A 17,732-nucleotide genomic window follows, 5' to 3' on the forward strand; every position below is an offset into this window, starting at 1 on the left:
ACGCGCCATGCAAATCCTCTGGTTCCTCCCCACGCACGGCGACAGCCGCTACCTCGGGTCCACCGAAGGCGCGCGCACGGTCGATCTGGCCTACCTGCAGCAGATTGCCGGCGCGGCCGACAAGCTCGGCTATGAAGGCGTCCTGATTCCCACCGGCCGCTCCTGCGAGGACCCCTGGGTGATCGCATCGAGCCTGATCGGCGCAACGTCGCGGCTCAAGTTCCTGGTAGCGGTGCGGCCGGGACTGCACCAGCCGAGCCTTGCCGCGCGCATGGCCGCGACCTTCGACCGGCTCTCCGGCGGGCGCGTGCTGGTGAACCTCGTGACCGGCGGCGACCAGGCCGAGCTCGAAGGCGATGGCGTGTACCTCGACCATGCCGCACGCTACGAGCAGTCGGCAGAGTTCATCCGCATCTGGCGCGAGGTCATCGCGCGCAGCCATGAGGGCCTGAGCTACGACTACGACGGCAAACACCTGAGCGTGAAGGGCGCGAAGCTGCTGTTTCCACCGACGCAGAAGCCGTATCCGCCCGTGTGGTTCGGCGGGTCGTCCGCCGCTGCGCACGAGCTCGCGGCGGAGCAGGTCGATGCCTACCTGACCTGGGGCGAGCCGCCCGCCGAAGTGGCGAAGAAGATCGCCGACGTGCGCGAGCGCGCCGCTCGCAGGGGGCGCACCGTGAAGTTCGGCATCCGCCTGCACGTCATCGTGCGCGAGACGGAAGACGAAGCGTGGCGCGCCGCCGAATCGTTGATCAGCCGTGTGGACGACGAGACGGTGATTCGCGCGCAAGCCGCCTTCGCGCGCATGGACTCCGAAGGCCAGCGCCGCATGGCTGCGCTGCATGCCGGCGGAGCCAGGCGAACGCGGGAGGACCTGGAAATCAGCCCGAACCTGTGGGCTGGTGTGGGCCTTGTGCGCGGTGGCGCGGGCACGGCGCTGGTGGGCGATCCGAAGACCGTCGCGGCGCGGATCGAGGAATACGCGGCGCTGGGCATCGACAACTTCATCTTCTCGGGCTATCCGCATCTGGAGGAGGCCTATCGCTTCGCCGAGCTGGTTTTCCCGCTGTTGCCACGCAAGCAGCGCCCGGGTCTGCCGGGCGAGACGCTGACGGGGCCGTTCGGCGAAGTCGTCGCCAACCTGGATGCGCCGTCGCGCCTCCGCTCGCAGAGCTGATCGCGCAGCGATTCAAAGGACTTTCATGACTGAACAAGTGCAGACCTTGCCAGCCGCGGCACCCTCGCTGAACACCGCCAAAGCCTTCGCTATTGGCGTCGCCAGGCGCCTCGTCCCCTGGCTCGTGCCCGTCGGCCTCATCGTGGTGTGGCAGATCGCCTCGTCGCTTGGCTGGCTCTCGACCCGCGTGCTGCCGGCGCCCATCGACGTGGTCAAGGCCGCGTGGACGTTGGCCGCGTCGGGCGAACTGTGGACGCACGTGAAGGTGAGTGCCGGGCGCGCACTGGCCGGGCTCGCGATCGGCGGCGGCCTGGGCCTCGCGCTGGGTTTGTTGACGGGCTCGGTCAAGTTTTTCGAAACACTGCTCGACTCCAGCATCCAGATGGTGCGCAACATTCCGGCGCTGGCGCTGATCCCGCTCGTGATCCTCTGGTTCGGCATCGACGAATCGGCCAAGCTGTTCCTGATCTCGGTGTCGGTGTTCTTTCCGATCTACCTCAACACCTTCCACGGCATCCGCAACGTCGATCCGCAACTCATCGAGATGGGCCGCACCTACGGGCTCACGCGGTGGCAGCTCTACAAGGAGGTGATTCTTCCGGGCGCGACGTCTTCGATCCTCGTCGGCCTGCGCTTCTCGCTGGGATTGATGTGGGTGATCCTGATCGTGGCCGAGACCATCTCTGCGCAATCCGGCATCGGCTATCTCACGATGAACGCACGCGAGTTCCTGCAGACCGACATCGTGCTGGTGGGCATCCTGCTCTACGCGCTGCTCGGCAAGCTCGCCGACTTGTTTGCGCGCGGATTGGAGCGCTGGTGGCTGCGCTGGCATCCGGGCTACAGCGTCGCCAAGTGAAGGAGCAACGAAGATGACTCACACTCTGTCCCTCACCCGTCGCGGTGCCCTGGCCACGCTGGCTTCGGTCGCCGGTGGCGTGGCCTTCGCGCAGAACAACGCGCCATCGACCGTGCGCATCGGCTACCAGAAGTCGTCGACGCTGATCGTCGTGCTCAAGACTCAGGGCACGCTCGAGCGTCAGCTCGCACCGCTGGGCGTGAAGATCGGTTGGCACGAGTTCACCAGCGGATTGCCGCTGCTGGAGGCGCTCAATCTCGACAACCTCGACTTCAGCGCGGACGTCGCCGACACCGTGCCGGTGTTCGCCCAGGCCGCTGGCGCCAGACTGACCTTCGTCGCGCAAGAGGCGCCTTCGCCATCGGCGCAGGCCATCGTGGTTCGCGCCGATTCGCCGATCCGCTCGGTTGCCGACCTCAAGGGCCGCAAGGTGGGCTTCGCCAAGGCGGCCGGCGTGCACTACCTGCTGATCGCTGCGCTCGACAAGGCGGGCCTCACATTCAGGGACATCGAGCCTGCCTACCTGACGCCGGCCGATGGCCGAGCGGCCTTCGAGCGCGGTGCGATCGACGCGTGGGTGGTCTGGGACCCATTCCTCTCGGCGGCGCAGCGGCAATCGAGCGTGCGCGTCCTGGCCGACGGCACGGGCATTGCGTCGTACCAGCGCTACTACCTGGCGGGGACGCCTTTTGCGCAGTCGCGGCCCGACGTGCTGCGTGTGCTCTTCAGCGAACTGCAGAAGGCGGGCGCCTGGGTCAAACAGAAGCCGAAGGAGGCCGCCGCGTTGCTCGCGCCCGTGTGGGGCCTGGATGCCGCCACGGTCGAGCAGGCCAACGCGCGCCGCAGCTACGAAGTGCGCCCGGTGTTGACCGGCGGCCTCGGCGAGCAGCAACGCATCGCCGATGCCTTCTTCGCCGAGAAGCTGCTGCCAAGAAAAATCAATGCGCTCGACGTGGCGCTGTTCACCCCGGGAGCCTGAAGACCATGAGCGCCATCCTCCATGCAACGAACGACGAGGGACCGGGCGGTGTCCGACTGGACATTCGCGGACTGTCCAAGCGCTACGGCGAGCGCGAGGTGCTGCGCAACACGCAGCTTTCCATCGAGCCCGGGCAATTCATCGCCATCGTCGGCCGCAGCGGCTGCGGAAAGAGCACCCTGCTGAGGCTGATCGCGGGACTGGAAGAGGCCTCCGACGGGGCGCTCTACACAGACGGCAAGGCCATCGATGGCCTGCATGACGACACGCGGATCATGTTCCAGGAAGCGCGCCTGCTGCCGTGGCGCCGCGTGCTCGACAACGTGACGCTGGGCCTGCCCGCCGAGAGCCGTGCGCGTGGCGAGGAAGTGCTGGCGCAGGTCGGCCTTTCCGAGCGGCGCGGCGAATGGCCGGCGCGCCTGTCGGGTGGACAGCGGCAGCGCGTGTCGCTCGCGCGGGCGCTGGTGCATCATCCGCGGCTGCTCCTGCTCGACGAGCCGCTGGGCGCTCTCGATGCGCTCACGCGGATCGAGATGCACCGTCTGATCGAGAGCCTGTGGCAGCGCCATCGCTTCACCGCGCTGCTGGTCACGCACGACGTGCAGGAGGCCGTGGCGCTGGCCGACCGCGTGATCCTGATCGAGGATGGGCGCATTGCGCTCGACGAAACCATCTCCCTGGCTCGGCCGCGATCGCAGGGCGACCCGGCATTCGCGGCGATCGAGAAACGCATCCTCGATCGCGTGCTTCAAAAGCCCGAGAACCCCGAGCCCGCGAACGACACCCGCTGGGCCGATGGTCCCGCACACGTGCTGCGCTGGGCTGTGTGAGCGCAGCCGATTTCAGACCCCTCATTTCCAACCAAGGAGTTTTCCATGTCCATCCAAGCCATCAATGTCCGCAACCAGTTCAAGGGCAAGGTCCGCGAGATCATCCGCGGTGATGTCGTTTCCGAAGTCGACGTCGAGACCGCGTGGGGCATCGTGACCTCGGTCATCACCACGCGCTCGGTCGACGAACTGCAGCTCAAGCCTGGTTCCGACGTGGTCGCGCTGGTGAAGTCGACCGAGGTGTCGATCGCCAAGCTTTAAAATGGGGATGATCCAACTCTCTGACATTCACCAGATTTATGACGGCCCGAGCGGGCCGGTCGAGGCCCTCAAGGGCATCGACCTGACGGTGGCGCCGGGCGAAGTGTTCGGCGTGATCGGGCGCAGCGGGGCGGGCAAGAGCTCGCTGGTGCGCACCATCAATCTCCTCAATCGTCCCGTGCGCGGCAGCGTGCGCGTCGACGGCCGCGAACTCACGGCGCTGGACGACGCCGAGCTGCGCGCCGCGCGACAGGGCATCGGCATGATCTTCCAGCACTTCAACCTGCTGGCTTCGCGCACCGTCTACGACAACGTGGCGCTGCCGCTCGAACTTGCGGGCCTGCGCCCGTCGGACATCCAGGCGCGCGTCGAGCCGCTGCTCGAGCTGGTGGGCCTCACCGGCTTGCGCGACCGTTATCCGGCGCAGATCAGCGGTGGCCAGAAGCAGCGTGTGGGTATCGCACGTGCTCTGGCCAACCGGCCGAAGGTGCTGCTCTCGGACGAGGCCACTTCGGCGCTGGACCCCGAGACCACGCGCTCGATCCTCGCGCTGCTGCAGCAGATCAACCGCGAGTTCGGCCTGACCATCGTGCTCATCACGCACGAGATGCAGGTCATCAAGCAGCTCGCGCAGCAGGTCGCGGTGATCGACCATGGCCGCATCGTGGAGCAGGGCGCCGTGCTCGACGTCTTCACACGGCCGCAGCATGAAACCACTCGCAGCCTCCTGGACGACATCGCGCCGCAGGCCTTGCCCGAGAGCGTGCTGGCGCGCATCCGCGCCTTGATGCTCGACGGCGGCAGCCAGACGCCGCAGCTGCTGCGCCTGGCTTTCGCGGGCGATGATGCCGCGGACCAGCCCCTGTTGTCACAGGTGATCCGGCGCTTCGGCATCGACCTGTCGATCGTGCATGGCCAGGTCGACGAGATCCAGGGACGGCCTTTCGGCTCGCTGGCCGTGCTGGCCCGTGGCGCGGGCGAATCGGTGGCTTCGGCGGTCGCGTACCTGCGCGGCGCCGGCGTCGTGGTGCAGGAGGTGGCGCATGTTTGACGTCTTCACCGGCCCCATGCTGGAGCTCTTCGCGACCTCCTTGTGGGAAACCATCGTCATGGTCGGCATCTCGGGGTTGATCGGTGCCGCGGTCGGCGTGCCGCTCGGCGTGTACCTGCATCTCACGGACACGGGCGGCGTCCTGCAGAATCGGCCCGCCAATCGGATTGTCGGCGCCATCGTCAACGCGGTGCGCTCCACGCCTTTCATCATCCTGCTGGTGGCGATCATTCCGCTCACGCGCTTGCTGACGGGTTCGTCGATCGGCACCGCCGCGGCTGTGGTGCCGCTGAGCATCGCTGCTGCGCCTTTCGTGGCGCGGCTGGTCGAGACCTCTTTGCGCGAGGTCGATCGCGGTCTGGTCGAGGCGGCGCAGGCCATGGGTGCCACCACGCGCCAGATCGTCTGGAAGGTGCTGTTGCCCGAAGCCCTGCCCGGCATCGTGGCCGGCGTGACGATCTCCTTCGTGAGTCTCACCGGTTACTCGGCGATGGCGGGCGCGATCGGCGGCGGCGGCCTGGGCGACCTGGGCATTCGCTACGGTTACCAGCGCTTCCTGCCCGAGGTGATGCTGGCAGTGGTGATCGTGCTCATCCTGTTCGTGCAGGCGCTTCAAAGCGGCGGCGATTGGCTGGTGCGCAGGCTCAGCCACAAGTAGTTTTTTTCTCTCTCCAAGGAATACGTTTCATGAATCAACCCAAACGCAAGCTTCTCCAGTCGATCGTCGCAATGGCGATCGTGACGGGCTTTGCGGCCGTTCCGGCTTTCGCGCAGGACAAGCCGATCAAGATCGGCGTCACCGGCGGGCCGCACGCTCAGATCTTCGAGCAGGTCAAGAAGGTCGCCGAGAAGGACGGCCTCAAGATCCAGGTCATCGAGTTCAGCGACTACGTGCAGCCGAACGCAGCATTGGCCGCCGGCGACCTCGACGGCAACAGCTACCAGCACAAGCCGTACCTCGACCAGCAGGTCAAGGACCGCAACTACAAGTTGGTGGACGTGGCCTACACGGTCAACTTTCCGATCGGCATCTATTCGAAGAAGGTCAAGAGCCTGAAGGACCTGAAGGAGGGCGCGCGCTTCGGCATGCCGAACGATCCGACCAATGGCGGCCGCGTGCTGCTGCTCTTGCAGGACCAGGGTCTGATCAAGCTTCGGCCCGAAGCCGGACTCAAGGCCACGCCGCTCGACGTGATCGACAACCCGAAGAAGATCAAGTTCGTCGAAGTCGACGCCGCGCAACTGCCGCGCACGCTCGACGACCTCGATGCCGCGGGCATCAACACCAACTTCGCGCTCTCCGCCGGCCTCAATCCCGGCAAGGATGCGATCGCGAGGGAGGGCGCGAAGAGCCCCTACGTGAACATCCTGGTCGTGCGCGACGCAGACAAGGGCAAGCCCTGGGTCGCCAAGTTGGTGAAGGCCTATCACTCGGACGAGGTGCGCAACTACATCCAGAACGAGTTCAAGGGCTCGGTGCTCGCGAGCTGGTAAGTCGCCACACGGCGCTTGGCAGGGCGACCCTGCCGAGTAACCCGGTCGCGGTGGGGTTTTGTGCGATGCTGCATGGTCGAACCCCCACCCACCGGAGGAGATGACATGTCTCAATTCGACGTCAGCGACATCGTGACCGCGCTGCGCGCTGCTCGCGACGAGTGGCGCGATTCACAAAAGCGCTCGCGCGAGCCCGGCAGCCGCGAGTTTCCCTCGCGCGACGCGCTGGCGGGCATCGTGGAGTCGCTGAAGGGTGCGCTCTTCCCGATGCGCCTCGGCCCGCCCGACCTGCGGCACGAGAGCGAGGATTTCTACGTCGGCTACACGCTGGATTCGGCGCTGCAAGCCCTGTGGGTGCAGGCCTCGCTCGAATTGCGCTACATGGCGCGCCATCAGCCTCGCGCGGCGGAGGAGATCGATACGCAAGCGACGGCCGCGGTGCGTGAATTCGCGGCCGCGCTGCCGGGCATCCGGCGCCTGCTCGATGGCGATGTGCTCGCGGCTTTCCAGGGCGATCCTGCGGCGCGCAGCGTTGATGAAGTGCTGCTGAGCTATCCCGGCATCCTCGCGATGATTCACCATCGACTGGCGCATCGGCTCTACGGGCTGGGGCTGCCGCTGCTTGCGCGCATCGTCGCCGAACTGGCGCACAGCCAGACCGGCATCGATATCCATCCGGGCGCGCAGATCGACGCCGGCTTCTTCATCGACCACGGCACGGGCGTCGTGATCGGGGAAACCGCGGTGATCGGCAAGCGTGTGCGCATCTACCAGGCCGTGACGCTCGGCGCCAAGCGTTTTCCGACCGATGTCGAAGGCAATCTGCAGAAGGGCCTGCCGCGCCATCCGGTGGTGGAGGACGACGTCGTGATCTATGCCGGCGCGACCATCCTCGGCCGCGTCACGCTCGGCAAGGGCGCGACCATCGGCGGCAACGTCTGGATCACCGACGACGTGCCGCCGGGCGCCAGCGTCTCGCAGGCCAGCCTGCAGAACGCGCCGGTGCGCCGGACGACGTGATCAGGCTTTTCCACACAAGGTCGTGTGCGCTTCGCATAATTTGTCGCGACTCCCTTCAACACCATTTCCAAAGGAGCTTTCATGAGCCAGACCAAGATTGCTGTCGTCATCGGCAGCCTGCGCAAGGATTCGTTCAATCGCAAGCTCGCGTTGGCGATCGCGCATCTCGCTCCCGAGGATTTCACTTTCGAGCACGTACGCATCGACGATCTTCCGCTGTATGACCAGGACCAGGACGGCAACCAGGCGCCGGCAGTCAAGCGTCTCAAGACCGAGATCGCGGCCGCGGATGGCCTGTTGTTCGTCACGCCCGAATACAACCGCTCGATTTCGGGCGTGCTCAAGAACGCGCTCGACAACGCATCGCGGCCCTATGGCCAGAGCGCATGGGCCGGCAAGCCGGCGGGTGTGGTGGGAGTGTCTGTCGGCGCCGTGGGCACCGCGGTCGCGCAGCAGCATCTGCGCACCATCCTGGCCTACCTCGATGTGCCGACCCTGGGCCAGCCCGAGGTCTTCCTCCAGAACAAGGAAGGGATGTTCGACGACAAGGGCCACATCGCCGAAGGCAGCAAGCAATTCCTGCAGGGCTGGGTGGACAAATACGTGGCCTGGGTCAAGAGCCACAAGGGCTGAGCCTCCACCCGGATCGGGCGAAGGCTCTCGACTTGTGGATCAGGCCGCCAGCACGGCTTGATCCTGGTTCGCCGCCTTGCCGATGGCTGCGGCGATGTCGGCACGGGCCGAACCGATCGCAGCGGCCTTGGGGGCATCACCCATCGCGACGCCTTCGGCGCGGACGAAGCGCACATCGGTCACGCCGAAGAAGCCGAAGACCACCTTCAGATAGCTTTCCTGGTGTTCCATCGCCTGGCCGCCTTCGCTGGTCGAGTAGATGCCGCCGCGGGTCGAAGCGACGATCACGGTCTTGCCGGTGGCGAGTCCGACCGGACCCTTGTCGGTGTACTTGAAGGTACGGCCGGCTTGCGCGAGCCGATCGATCCAGGCCTTGAGCTGGGTCGGCACCGTGAAGTTGTAGAGCGGGGCGCCAACGACGATCACGTCGGCGGCCAGGAACTGGCTCACCAGGCGCTCGGAAACTTCATTCTCGCGACGCTGGGCTTCGGTCGGCTCCGCTTGCACGCCGACCTTGATGCCGAGTGCATCGGCGCTGAAGTGGTTGGGGGCATCCACCGCCAGGTCGAGGTACTCGACCGTCGTGTTCGGGTGGCTCTTGCGCCATTCGGCCACGACCTCGGCGGTGAGTTGACGGGACACGGAGTTGGTTCCCAGGACGCTGGAATCGACGTGCAGCAGTTTCATGATCAATGCTCTTTCGTGGAAAGTGCCGGCACTGAAATCGGTCGGCGTGGGAAGAATTCTATTTTTGTGGCGATTCTTTGATAAGTCGGCAAAAATGGCTTAATTCGTTCCATGGATAGGACAATGAAGTCATGCAAGACCTGAACGACATGGTGTTTTTTGCCGAGGTGGCCGAGCGTGGCGGGTTTGCTGCGGCCAGCCGCGCGCTGGGCATTCCGAAATCCCGGCTGTCGCGGCGCGTGGCCGAACTGGAGGCCGAGCTCGGGGTGCAGCTGATGCAGCGCAGCACCCGGCGCCTGTCGCTGACGCCGGCCGGAGAGATCTACCTTCGGCATTGCGCCGCGATGCGCGACGCCGCCCAGGCAGCCGCCGAAGCGGTCGCGCAGGTGCAGACAGAGCCGAGTGGCACGGTGCGGCTGAGTTGCCCCGTGACGCTGGCGCAAAGCAGTGTCGGCCCGCTCATGCCGCGATTCATGGCGCGCTACCCGGCGGTGCGCGTCGAGATGCGCGTGCTGAACCGGCCGGTCGATCCGGTCGAGGAGGGCGTGGATCTCGCGCTTCGCGTGCGGCCCGAGATTGAGGACAGCGCTACGCTCGTCGCGAAGACCTTCGGCATCAGCCGGGGCATCCTGGTCGGCAGTCCCGAACAGTTGCAGCGTCAGGGGCCGGTCGTGGTGCCGGCGGACCTTCACAAGATCGACACGGTGGCCATGTCCACGGGCGATGGCCGCGCCAACTGGCGGCTCGAAGGCCCGGCGGGCAAGGTGATCGTGCACACGCACACGCCGCGCTATATCGCCGACGACTTGCTGACGCTCAAGTTCGCGGTCGTGCAGGGGGCCGGCGCTTCGGTGCTGCCCGACTACATGTGCCGCAGCGAGCTCAAATCCGGCGCGCTGGTGGAGGTGCTGCCGGGCTGGGGGCCCGCGCCGGGCATCACCCACGTCATGTTTCCGGCGCGCCGCGCGCTGGTGCCGGCGGTGCGGCGACTGATCGACTTTCTGGTCGAAAACCTCGACAGCGACGAGCCGCACGACCTCGCTGGCTGAGTCCTTATGCGCAAAACACCATATTCAAACAAGTAGATATTCGTTTGTCATTGAAGCAATGCTTCGGAGAATCGCCGGTTCCCATCCATTTCAAGAGCGACCATGGCGACCCTGCGACCCGGCAACATCGCCCTCAACTTCATCCAGCGCGCGTGACACGACCGACCATCGTCATCGTGCCGGGCTGGCGCGACTCCGGCCCCGGCCATTGGCAAAGCCTGTGGGCCGAGCGGATGCAGGGCGCAGTGCGCGTGGAGCAGGACGACTGGATCACGCCCGCCCGTGCAGCATGGGTCGCTTCGCTCGAAAAACTCATCCTCGAGAGCCCGGGCCCGGTGGTCATCGCCGCCCACAGCCTGGGTTGCATCGCGACCACGCACCTGTCCGAAACTGCCGCGGCGCGCATCAGCGGCGCGCTGCTGGTCGCACCGGCGGACCCAGAACGCCGCGCGGTGCTGACCGATTTCGCGCCCGTGCCGCACGCGAAACTGCCGTACCGCAGCATCGTCGTGGCGAGCAGCAACGACCCGTATTGCCCTGTCCGACTGGCCGGCGCCTATGCCCGCGCCTGGGGAAGCGAATTCGTTCGGATGCAGAATGCCGGCCACATCAACATCGAATCCGGGCACGGCGACTGGCCTTTGGGCCTGGCACTGCTCCAATCCTTGACGGACGAGCCGACCACGCTCATGGACGGCCGTCGCAATTTCGAACCTTTGGCAACTCTATGACTTCCAGAATCAAGACGATCCTCGGCGCTTTGGTGCTCGCCGCCACCGGTGCCGCTTCGGCCCAGACCAGCCTGCTCAACGTTTCCTACGACGTCGCGCGCGAGTTCTACAAGGACTACAACGCCGCCTTCGTCGCCAACTACAAGAAGACCACGGGCAAGGAAGTCAAGATCGACCAGTCGCATGCCGGCTCCAGCGCCCAGGCGCGCGCCGTCGCCGACGGCCTGGAAGCCGACGTGGTGACGATGAACACCACCACCGATATCGAATTCCTCGCGAATGCCGGCGTCGTCGCCAAGGACTGGGCCAAGCGCTTTCCGTACAACGCCGCGCCCACCACCTCGACCATGCTGTTCCTGACGCGCAACGGCAACCCGAAGGCCATCAAGGATTGGGATGACCTGATCAAGCCCGGGGTGCAGGTCGTGATCGTCAACCCGAAGACGGGCGGCAACGGCCGCTACGCCTACCTCGCAGCATGGGGCTACGTGAAGAAGAAGGGCGGCACCGACGCGCAGGCGGCGGAGTTTGTCGGCAAGCTGTTCAGGAACGTGCCGATCCTCGCCCGCGGCGGCCGCGACGCGACGACGGCCTTCCTGCAACGCAACATCGGCGACGTGCTCATCACCTTCGAATCCGAAGTGGTTTCCATCGATCGCGAATTCGGCGCCGGCAAGGTCGATGCCGTGTATCCGTCCATCAGCATCCTGGCCGAGAACCCGGTCGCGGTGGTCGAGCGCACTGTCGCCAAGAAGGGCACCGGCGAACTCGCCAAGGCCTACCTCGACTATCTGTATTCCGACGAGGCGCAGGAGATCGCTGCCAAGCATGCGCTGCGTCCGCGCTCGGAAGCCGTTCTGAAGAAGTTCGCTTCAACTTTCAAGCCGGTGCAACTCTTCACTGTGCAGGAACTGTTCGGAAGCCTCGGCGAAGCGCAAAAGGTGCACTTCAATGACGGTGGCCAGTTCGACAAGCTCTATACGCCTGGCGGCAAGTAAATGAGCGGTGCTGTTTCCTCGGCGCTGCCGTCCACGGCGGCGCCGCTTGCGCGTGCGGGCAACACAGGGGTGTCCCGGCGTGTGCTGCCGGGCTTCCACCTGACGCTCGGTTATTCGCTGCTCTACCTGAGCCTGATCGTCCTGATTCCGCTGTCGGCGCTGGTCTTCAAGACCTTCACGATGAGCTGGGAGCAGTTCTGGGTGGCGGTGACGGCTCCCCGCGTCATGGCTTCGTACCGACTGACCTTCGGCGCTTCGCTGATCGCCGCGCTGGTCAATCTCGTCTTCGGCCTGCTCGTCGCCTGGGTGCTGGTGCGCTACAAGTTTCCGGGCAAGCGGATCGTCGATGCGCTGGTGGATCTGCCGTTCGCATTGCCCACGGCCGTGGCCGGTATTTCGCTGACCGCGCTGCTCGCGGGCAATGGCTGGGTCGGCCAGTTCCTCGAGCCGATGGGCATCAAGCTGGCCTTCACGCCCGCGGGCGTGGTGATTGCATTGATCTTCATCGGCTTGCCCTTCGTGGTGCGCACGGTACAGCCTGTGCTGGAAGACACCGAGAAGGAACTCGAAGAAGCCGCGACAAGTCTCGGCGCGACGCGCCTGCAGACCTTCACCAAGGTGATCCTGCCCTCGATCATGCCGGCGCTGCTGACCGGCTTCGCGATGGCCTTCGCACGTGCGATCGGAGAGTACGGCTCCGTGATCTTCATCGCCGGGAACATGCCGATGATCTCGGAGATCACGCCGCTGATCATCATCGGCAAGCTCGAACAGTACGACTACGCGGGTGCGACTGCAGTGGCGCTGGTGATGCTGGTGATCTCCTTCATCCTGCTGCTGGTCATCAACGGCCTGCAGGCATGGCAGCGTCGTCGCTCGGGAGCCTCCTCATGAGTGCGAACGCCAGGACCATTCGCCGCGAGAAGGCGGGAACGACCGAATCGGCATGGGTGCGCTGGACGCTGATCGGCATCGCACTGGCCTTCATGTTTCTCTTCCTCGTGCTTCCGCTCGCTGCGGTCGCGGCCGAGGCATTGCGCAAGGGCTTCGGCGCCTACGTCGATGCATTGAAGGAGCCTGATGCGTGGAGCGCCATCCGCCTGACCCTGCTGACGGCCGCGATCGCGGTGCCCATGAACCTCGTCTTCGGCATCGCGGCCGCCTGGGCCATCGCCAAGTTCGAGTTCCGCGGAAAGGCCTTCCTCACGACGCTGGTGGATCTGCCTTTTGCCGTGTCGCCCGTGGTGGCGGGCCTGATCTACGTGCTGGTGTTCGGCGCGCAGGGCTGGTTCGGGCCGTGGCTCGCGGCGCATGACATCAAGATCATCTTCGCCGTGCCCGGCATCGTGCTGGCAACCGTGTTCGTGACCTTTCCCTTCATCGCACGCGAACTGATCCCGCTGATGCAAGCGCAGGGCACCGAGGAGGAGCAGGCCGCGATCGTGCTGGGTGCGACCGGCTGGCAGACCTTCTGGCGCGTGACGCTGCCCAACATCAAGTGGGGGCTGATCTACGGGGTGATTCTCTGCAACGCGCGCGCCATGGGCGAGTTCGGCGCGGTGTCGGTCGTGTCGGGCCACATCCGAGGCCAGACCAACACCATGCCGCTGCATGTGGAGGTGCTCTACAACGAATACCAGTCCGTCGCTGCCTTCGCGGTCGCTTCGCTGCTAGCGATCCTGGCGCTGGTCACGCTCGTCATCAAGTCCTTCGTCGAATGGCGTCATGAGCGCGAGATGAAGGCCATCGCCGACCTGCCGCCGGAACGACCGACGGCCGTCGCGACCTGAAAGAGAGAAATCATGAGTATCGAAATCCGCAACGTCAGCAAGCAGTTCGGTGATTTCCACGCGCTGCGCGATGTGAGCCTGGACGTCTCGTCGGGCGAACTGGTCGCACTGCTCGGCCCCTCGGGCTGCGGCAAGACCACGCTGTTGCGCATCATCGCGGGTCTGGAAACCGCGGACACCGGCAGCATCCTGTTCTCGGGCGAGGACACCACTGACGTGCACGTGCGCGAACGCCAGGTGGGCTTCGTGTTCCAGCACTACGCGCTGTTCCGCCACATGACGGTCTTCGAGAACGTGGCCTTCGGCCTGCGCGTCAAGCCACGCAGCGTGCGGCCGGGCGAGGCGCAGATCAAGTCCAAGGTGCACGACCTGCTGAAACTGGTGCAGCTCGACTGGCTGGCCGACCGCTATCCGTCGCAGTTGTCCGGCGGCCAGCGCCAGCGCATCGCATTGGCGCGCGCGCTGGCGGTGGAACCCAAGGTGCTCCTGCTCGACGAGCCCTTCGGCGCGCTCGACGCCAAGGTTCGCAAGGAACTGCGCCGCTGGCTGCGCCGCCTGCACGACGAGTTGCACGTCACCAGCATCTTCGTCACGCACGACCAGGAAGAAGCGCTCGAAGTGGCCGATCGCGTGGTGCTGATGAACAGCGGCCGCGTCGAGCAGGTCGGCTCTCCGCAGGACGTGTGGGACCATCCCGCAAGCCCATTCGTCTACGGTTTCCTCGGCGATGTGAACCTGTTCCACGGCCGCGCGCACGAGGGGGAAGTGCACGTCGAAGGCATTCGCATCGACACGCAGGAGAGCGCATTCCGCGACGGCAAGGCGCTGGCCTATGTGCGTCCGCACGACCTGAATGTCGAGCGCTACACGGCCGGCGCGACGGGCATCGTCGCGACCTTGAGTCGCGCCATCGTCGTAGGCCCCATCGCGCGCCTGGAACTCGAGCCGGTCGAATCGAATCCAGATAATCCGGGCTCCGGAACCATCATCGAAGCGCAACTCCCTGCGCAACAGTTCCGGGACCTGGGCCTGAAGGAAGGCGACACCGTCGTCGCCACGCCGCGCAAGGCCCGGGTGTTCGTTGAAGAATGGGTTTCGCCGTGATCGATTGGTATTTTGGTGCGCCTCGGCGCGCGTTCGCGCTGATATGTGCTGCATGCGTGGCGATGCTCGCCTTCGGCATGTATTTGCAGCACGTGGTTGGCCTGGAGCCGTGCCCGATGTGCATCGTGCAGCGCTACGCGCTCGTGCTGGTCGCCGTCTTCGCGGGCCTCGCGGCGGCGAGCAGCCGCAGGGGACTGCAGGTGACAGGCTCCTTGCTGGGGCTCGTCATGGCCGTCGGCGGCGCCTACACCGCCGCGCGCCAGAGCTGGCTGCAATGGCATCCGCCGGAAGTGGTGTCCTGCGGTCGCGACATCTACGGGATGATCGAGACGTTTCCGCTGCAACGCGCCTTGCCGATGATCTTTCGCGGCGCCGGTGATTGCTCGCAGATCGACTGGACCTTTCTCGGCCTGTCGATCGCAAACTGGTCCTTCATTGCCTTCACCGTGTTCGCGGTGTTGCTGCTGGTCCTGCTGTTCCGCCCCTCGCGTCAGAGCGGCAGGGTGTCGAAGGCCGCGTAGGCGGTCGCCAGCCAGGTCTTCACGCGCTGGCGTTCCAGCAAACCCAGCGCGTGCGGTCCTTCGCGGTCGTTGACCGCCTTCCAGAAGCTCGTGTTGCGCGCATCGATCTTGCGCATGCTGGCGTCGTGCAGCCGGGGCAGGGCGATGACGCGAGCACCGTTCGCCGTCGCCTTGCTGAGCGACTGCGAACCGAGCAGCAGGCCGAAGTCGTTCCCGCGCCCATAGTTCTGCACCACGATGTAGTTCGGCCGATTGCCGAAGGTGTCGATCAGCACGCCCAGCAGATCGCTCGAATCCTTGCCGTCGTCGAGCACATGCCAGAAGTTGACGGCCACGCCGAGTTCATCGAACACGTCGAACAGGTCGGATTCCTTGATCCACCGTGAAAGCGGCGCCAGCGTCTGCGCCGCCAGGTCGACGATCACGCTTTGCTGGGGATTGGTTTCGAAGCCGTTCACAACCGTGTCGAGGCCCTCGAAGCTGTCCACCACCACCGGCGAGGCGAAGCCCTCGTAGAAACGGGTGAAGGAACTGTGCGAGCGATCGGTGTCGAAGCCGACGAAGGGCCTGCTGTGATCGATGAAGTACTGCGCCAGAACCCGTGCCGTGACCGACTTGCCGACACCGCCCTTTTCGCCGCCGATGAAATTGATGGAGCTCATGAGGTTCCTGGGTGAATGGGTTGGAATGTGCGATTCATTCTAGGGGCCGAGTCGTGGCCGACAGTCGCTATCCGCATTTGCACCTTTGATTGGGCAGGGCTGGCTTGTGCCTAAGTTAATATGCAAACTGACTTGAGAGCCGGCGCATTTGTGCACAATATGTTTTGCATCACTAACGTTTGCATAATTTGATGATCATGGGCACCTTGGCTGAGATCGGCCGCTTTCTGCGTCAGGCGCGCAAGGATCGGGCCATGACGGCCTCCGAACTGGCGCTGAAGGCCGGCATCTCCCGGAACACCCTCGGCGCGCTGGAGGCCGGGCGCGGCAACGTCGAACTCAACACCCTGCTGGCGCTGCTCCGAACGCTCGAGCTGGAGATGCAATTCGTCCCCCAGGAAGTGGCTGCCTTGACCCGTGGCGACGCCGACGCCAAATCCACGGGCCTGCAGGACGAGGTCGAAAGTCTCATGCCAAGGTCCCGCAGGAGCCCGCCGGCAAGGCCTACCCGATGAGCGTCGTCCGGTCACTGCGAATCCGGCGGGGCAGGACCGACGTCGGCTCGCTGTTCGGGCTCGACGACGGGCGGGTGTACTTCCGGTTCGACGACGAGTACGCCAAGAACCCCGCGCGGCCTGTCCTGTCGCAGCTCTACGTGGTTGCGCCGGTCATCTCGGGCAGCAGCGAGAGAGTCGCGCAGGCGATCGCCGAGGCCGAGGCCGCCACCGTGGCGCAACTGCTGGATCCGACGCTCGACGTCAATCGCGGCGACGGCAAGTTCGGCCTGCCGCCTTTCTTTCAGAACCTGCTTCCCGAGGGGCCGCTGCGCAGGCAGCTGGTCGGGGACCTCGGCCTGGAAGTGAATGACGAACTTGGGCTGCTGGCAGCCTGTGGAGGCGATCTTCCCGGCGACGTCTGGGCGGACGCGGAGACGCTGGAGGAGCGCGCGCTCGGACGCCTGATCGGCCAAAGCCGCGACAGCTACGAGATGAGTTCAGGGCAGGTGCCGACCCCGCAGCAGACCTCGATCTCGGGCGTGCAGCCCAAGATGGCGCTGGTGCGGGGCGGGCCGGGGCGCTACGTGATGCGCTCCAGGCGATCGGATGAAAGGCACTTCATCGGCAAGCTGCCGACGGCCGAATACGACCGGCTCCCCGAGGTCGAATACAGCTCGCTGAAGCTGGCCGCTGCCGCCGGCGTGAACACCTGCGAGGCATCGCTGCAACCGCTTTCGGCCATCGCGGACCAGTTGCCTTACGCACTCCAGAAGGACGAGCGCAACTTCTTGCTGGTGTCGCGTTTCGACCGCGACGTCGATACCGAGACTCGACGGCTGCACATGGAGGATTTCGCGCAAGTCACGGGCACGCCGTCCGAGTACAAGTATTCAGGCACCTACGCGGCCATCGGGCTGCTGCTCAAGCGTCGCTCGGCGAAGGGCGAGGCCGACGTGGCCGAGCTGTTGCGACGCATCAAGGTCTCGGAGTTGCTGGGCAACTATGACGCGCACCTGAAGAACTTCAGCCTGGTCTACCCACCCGGCCGGACCAGGCCCGAACTATCGAAGGCCTATGACATCGTCGCCTACGGCGTGTATTTCAAGGGGTCGGGGCACGGTTTGCAGTTCTTTCCCGGGCAGAAGGACAGAAGCCTGCTGACGCCCAGCACGCTGCGCCAGCTTGCCAACGCGTGGGACATCCCCGAAAAGCACCTGTCCGAAGTCGTCTCGGACTGCGTCGACCAGGCGATGAAGAACTGGCCCGGCCTGTTGAAGGCGCTGCCGCTCGCGCCTGTCCACCGGGCGCGACTGGCCGAGCACATCGAATCCAATGCCAGCGTCGTGTCATGGCGCAAGCGCCATCGCGACGCGGCATGGTTCTAGTCCC

General features: G+C 65.4%; 21 protein-coding genes. 19 read left to right on the plus strand and 2 right to left on the minus strand.

Annotation, left to right across the window (positions count from 1 at the left end; genetic code table 11):
• The first annotated feature begins 7 nt into the window (after window positions 1-7).
• The 10 genes from ssuD to QTH97_RS19375 all read left to right on the plus strand — a co-directional run bounded on the left by ssuD (window position 8) and on the right by QTH97_RS19375 (window position 8,304).
• Entirely contained in the window at window positions 8-1,177 is a 1,170-nt protein-coding gene (ssuD, locus tag QTH97_RS19330) for an FMNH2-dependent alkanesulfonate monooxygenase (RefSeq protein ID WP_286570057.1), read from the plus strand.
• 25 nt (window positions 1,178-1,202) lie between these two features.
• Entirely contained in the window at window positions 1,203-2,036 is an 834-nt protein-coding gene (gene ssuC, locus QTH97_RS19335; protein ID WP_286570058.1) for an aliphatic sulfonate ABC transporter permease SsuC, read from the plus strand.
• A 13-nt stretch (window positions 2,037-2,049) separates the two neighbouring features.
• A complete protein-coding gene (locus QTH97_RS19340; protein ID WP_286570060.1) occupies window positions 2,050-3,015 on the plus strand; it encodes an aliphatic sulfonate ABC transporter substrate-binding protein in 966 nt (321 codons plus the stop codon).
• A gap of 5 nt (window positions 3,016-3,020) precedes the next feature.
• Window positions 3,021-3,845 (plus strand): ATP-binding cassette domain-containing protein, encoded by an 825-nt coding sequence (locus QTH97_RS19345; RefSeq protein ID WP_286570061.1) that lies wholly within the window; start codon window positions 3,021-3,023, stop codon window positions 3,843-3,845.
• Between the two features lie 45 nt (window positions 3,846-3,890).
• Window positions 3,891-4,106, plus strand: a complete 216-nt coding sequence (locus tag QTH97_RS19350; RefSeq protein ID WP_028250350.1) for a TOBE domain-containing protein — start codon at window positions 3,891-3,893, stop codon at window positions 4,104-4,106.
• 7 nt (window positions 4,107-4,113) lie between these two features.
• Entirely contained in the window at window positions 4,114-5,157 is a 1,044-nt protein-coding gene (locus tag QTH97_RS19355) for a methionine ABC transporter ATP-binding protein (protein ID WP_286570062.1), read from the plus strand.
• Window positions 5,150-5,815: a methionine ABC transporter permease gene (locus QTH97_RS19360; protein WP_286570063.1), complete on the plus strand. Its 666-nt coding sequence runs from the start codon at window positions 5,150-5,152 to the stop codon at window positions 5,813-5,815. The genes QTH97_RS19355 and QTH97_RS19360 overlap by 8 nt, the downstream gene beginning before the upstream one ends.
• A 29-nt stretch (window positions 5,816-5,844) precedes the next feature.
• Window positions 5,845-6,651 (plus strand): MetQ/NlpA family ABC transporter substrate-binding protein, encoded by an 807-nt coding sequence (locus QTH97_RS19365; RefSeq protein WP_286570064.1) that lies wholly within the window; start codon window positions 5,845-5,847, stop codon window positions 6,649-6,651.
• A 105-nt stretch (window positions 6,652-6,756) separates the two neighbouring features.
• Window positions 6,757-7,671 (plus strand): serine O-acetyltransferase EpsC, encoded by a 915-nt coding sequence (gene epsC / locus QTH97_RS19370; RefSeq protein WP_286570065.1) that lies wholly within the window; start codon window positions 6,757-6,759, stop codon window positions 7,669-7,671.
• Between the two features lie 81 nt (window positions 7,672-7,752).
• On the plus strand, window positions 7,753-8,304 hold the full coding sequence (locus tag QTH97_RS19375) for an NADPH-dependent FMN reductase (RefSeq protein ID WP_286570066.1): 552 nt from the start codon (window positions 7,753-7,755) through the stop codon (window positions 8,302-8,304).
• Between the two features lie 39 nt (window positions 8,305-8,343).
• Here QTH97_RS19375 and QTH97_RS19380 read toward each other — a convergent pair whose 3' ends face one another.
• On the minus strand, window positions 8,344-8,991 hold the full coding sequence (locus QTH97_RS19380) for an FMN-dependent NADH-azoreductase (protein ID WP_286570067.1): 648 nt from the start codon (window positions 8,989-8,991) through the stop codon (window positions 8,344-8,346).
• 131 nt (window positions 8,992-9,122) lie between these two features.
• Between QTH97_RS19380 and QTH97_RS19385 the strand changes: the two genes are divergently transcribed.
• The 7 genes from QTH97_RS19385 (at window position 9,123) to QTH97_RS19415 (ending at window position 15,184) form a co-directional block, all read left to right on the plus strand.
• Complete coding sequence (locus tag QTH97_RS19385; protein WP_286570068.1) at window positions 9,123-10,040, plus strand: LysR family transcriptional regulator; 918 nt, start codon at window positions 9,123-9,125, stop codon at window positions 10,038-10,040.
• 152 nt (window positions 10,041-10,192) lie between these two features.
• Complete coding sequence (locus QTH97_RS19390; RefSeq protein WP_286570069.1) at window positions 10,193-10,771, plus strand: RBBP9/YdeN family alpha/beta hydrolase; 579 nt, start codon at window positions 10,193-10,195, stop codon at window positions 10,769-10,771.
• A complete protein-coding gene (locus tag QTH97_RS19395) occupies window positions 10,768-11,769 on the plus strand; it encodes a sulfate ABC transporter substrate-binding protein (protein WP_286570070.1) in 1,002 nt (333 codons plus the stop codon). Before QTH97_RS19390 ends, QTH97_RS19395 begins: the two co-directional genes overlap by 4 nt.
• Window positions 11,770-12,663 (plus strand): sulfate ABC transporter permease subunit CysT, encoded by an 894-nt coding sequence (gene cysT / locus QTH97_RS19400; protein ID WP_286570071.1) that lies wholly within the window; start codon window positions 11,770-11,772, stop codon window positions 12,661-12,663.
• The gene (cysW, locus tag QTH97_RS19405; protein ID WP_286570072.1) at window positions 12,660-13,559 is read left to right on the plus strand and encodes a sulfate ABC transporter permease subunit CysW; all 900 of its coding nucleotides are present in this window, start codon (window positions 12,660-12,662) and stop codon (window positions 13,557-13,559) included. The genes cysT and cysW overlap by 4 nt, the downstream gene beginning before the upstream one ends.
• 12 nt (window positions 13,560-13,571) lie before the next feature.
• A complete protein-coding gene (locus QTH97_RS19410) occupies window positions 13,572-14,663 on the plus strand; it encodes a sulfate/molybdate ABC transporter ATP-binding protein (protein ID WP_286570073.1) in 1,092 nt (363 codons plus the stop codon).
• Window positions 14,648-15,184, plus strand: coding sequence for a disulfide bond formation protein B (locus tag QTH97_RS19415; RefSeq protein ID WP_286570074.1), 537 nt, complete (start codon window positions 14,648-14,650; stop codon window positions 15,182-15,184). The genes QTH97_RS19410 and QTH97_RS19415 overlap by 16 nt, the downstream gene beginning before the upstream one ends.
• On the opposite strand, the gene QTH97_RS19420 is transcribed toward QTH97_RS19415, so the two are convergent.
• Window positions 15,154-15,846: a P-loop NTPase family protein gene (locus tag QTH97_RS19420; protein ID WP_286570075.1), complete on the minus strand. Its 693-nt coding sequence runs from the start codon at window positions 15,844-15,846 to the stop codon at window positions 15,154-15,156. The two genes, QTH97_RS19415 and QTH97_RS19420, sit on opposite strands and share 31 nt — an antisense overlap.
• Window positions 15,847-16,037: 191 nt before the next feature.
• Between QTH97_RS19420 and QTH97_RS19425 the strand changes: the two genes are divergently transcribed.
• Together QTH97_RS19425 and QTH97_RS19430 are read left to right on the plus strand one after the other, a co-directional pair.
• A complete protein-coding gene (locus tag QTH97_RS19425) occupies window positions 16,038-16,361 on the plus strand; it encodes a helix-turn-helix transcriptional regulator (RefSeq protein ID WP_286570076.1) in 324 nt (107 codons plus the stop codon).
• Window positions 16,358-17,728, plus strand: coding sequence for a type II toxin-antitoxin system HipA family toxin (locus tag QTH97_RS19430; RefSeq protein WP_286570077.1), 1,371 nt, complete (start codon window positions 16,358-16,360; stop codon window positions 17,726-17,728). Before QTH97_RS19425 ends, QTH97_RS19430 begins: the two co-directional genes overlap by 4 nt.
• Window positions 17,729-17,732: the final 4 nt, after the last annotated feature.

The organism is Variovorax gracilis (assembly GCF_030317115.1).
GTDB lineage: Bacteria > Pseudomonadota > Gammaproteobacteria > Burkholderiales > Burkholderiaceae_C > Variovorax > Variovorax gracilis.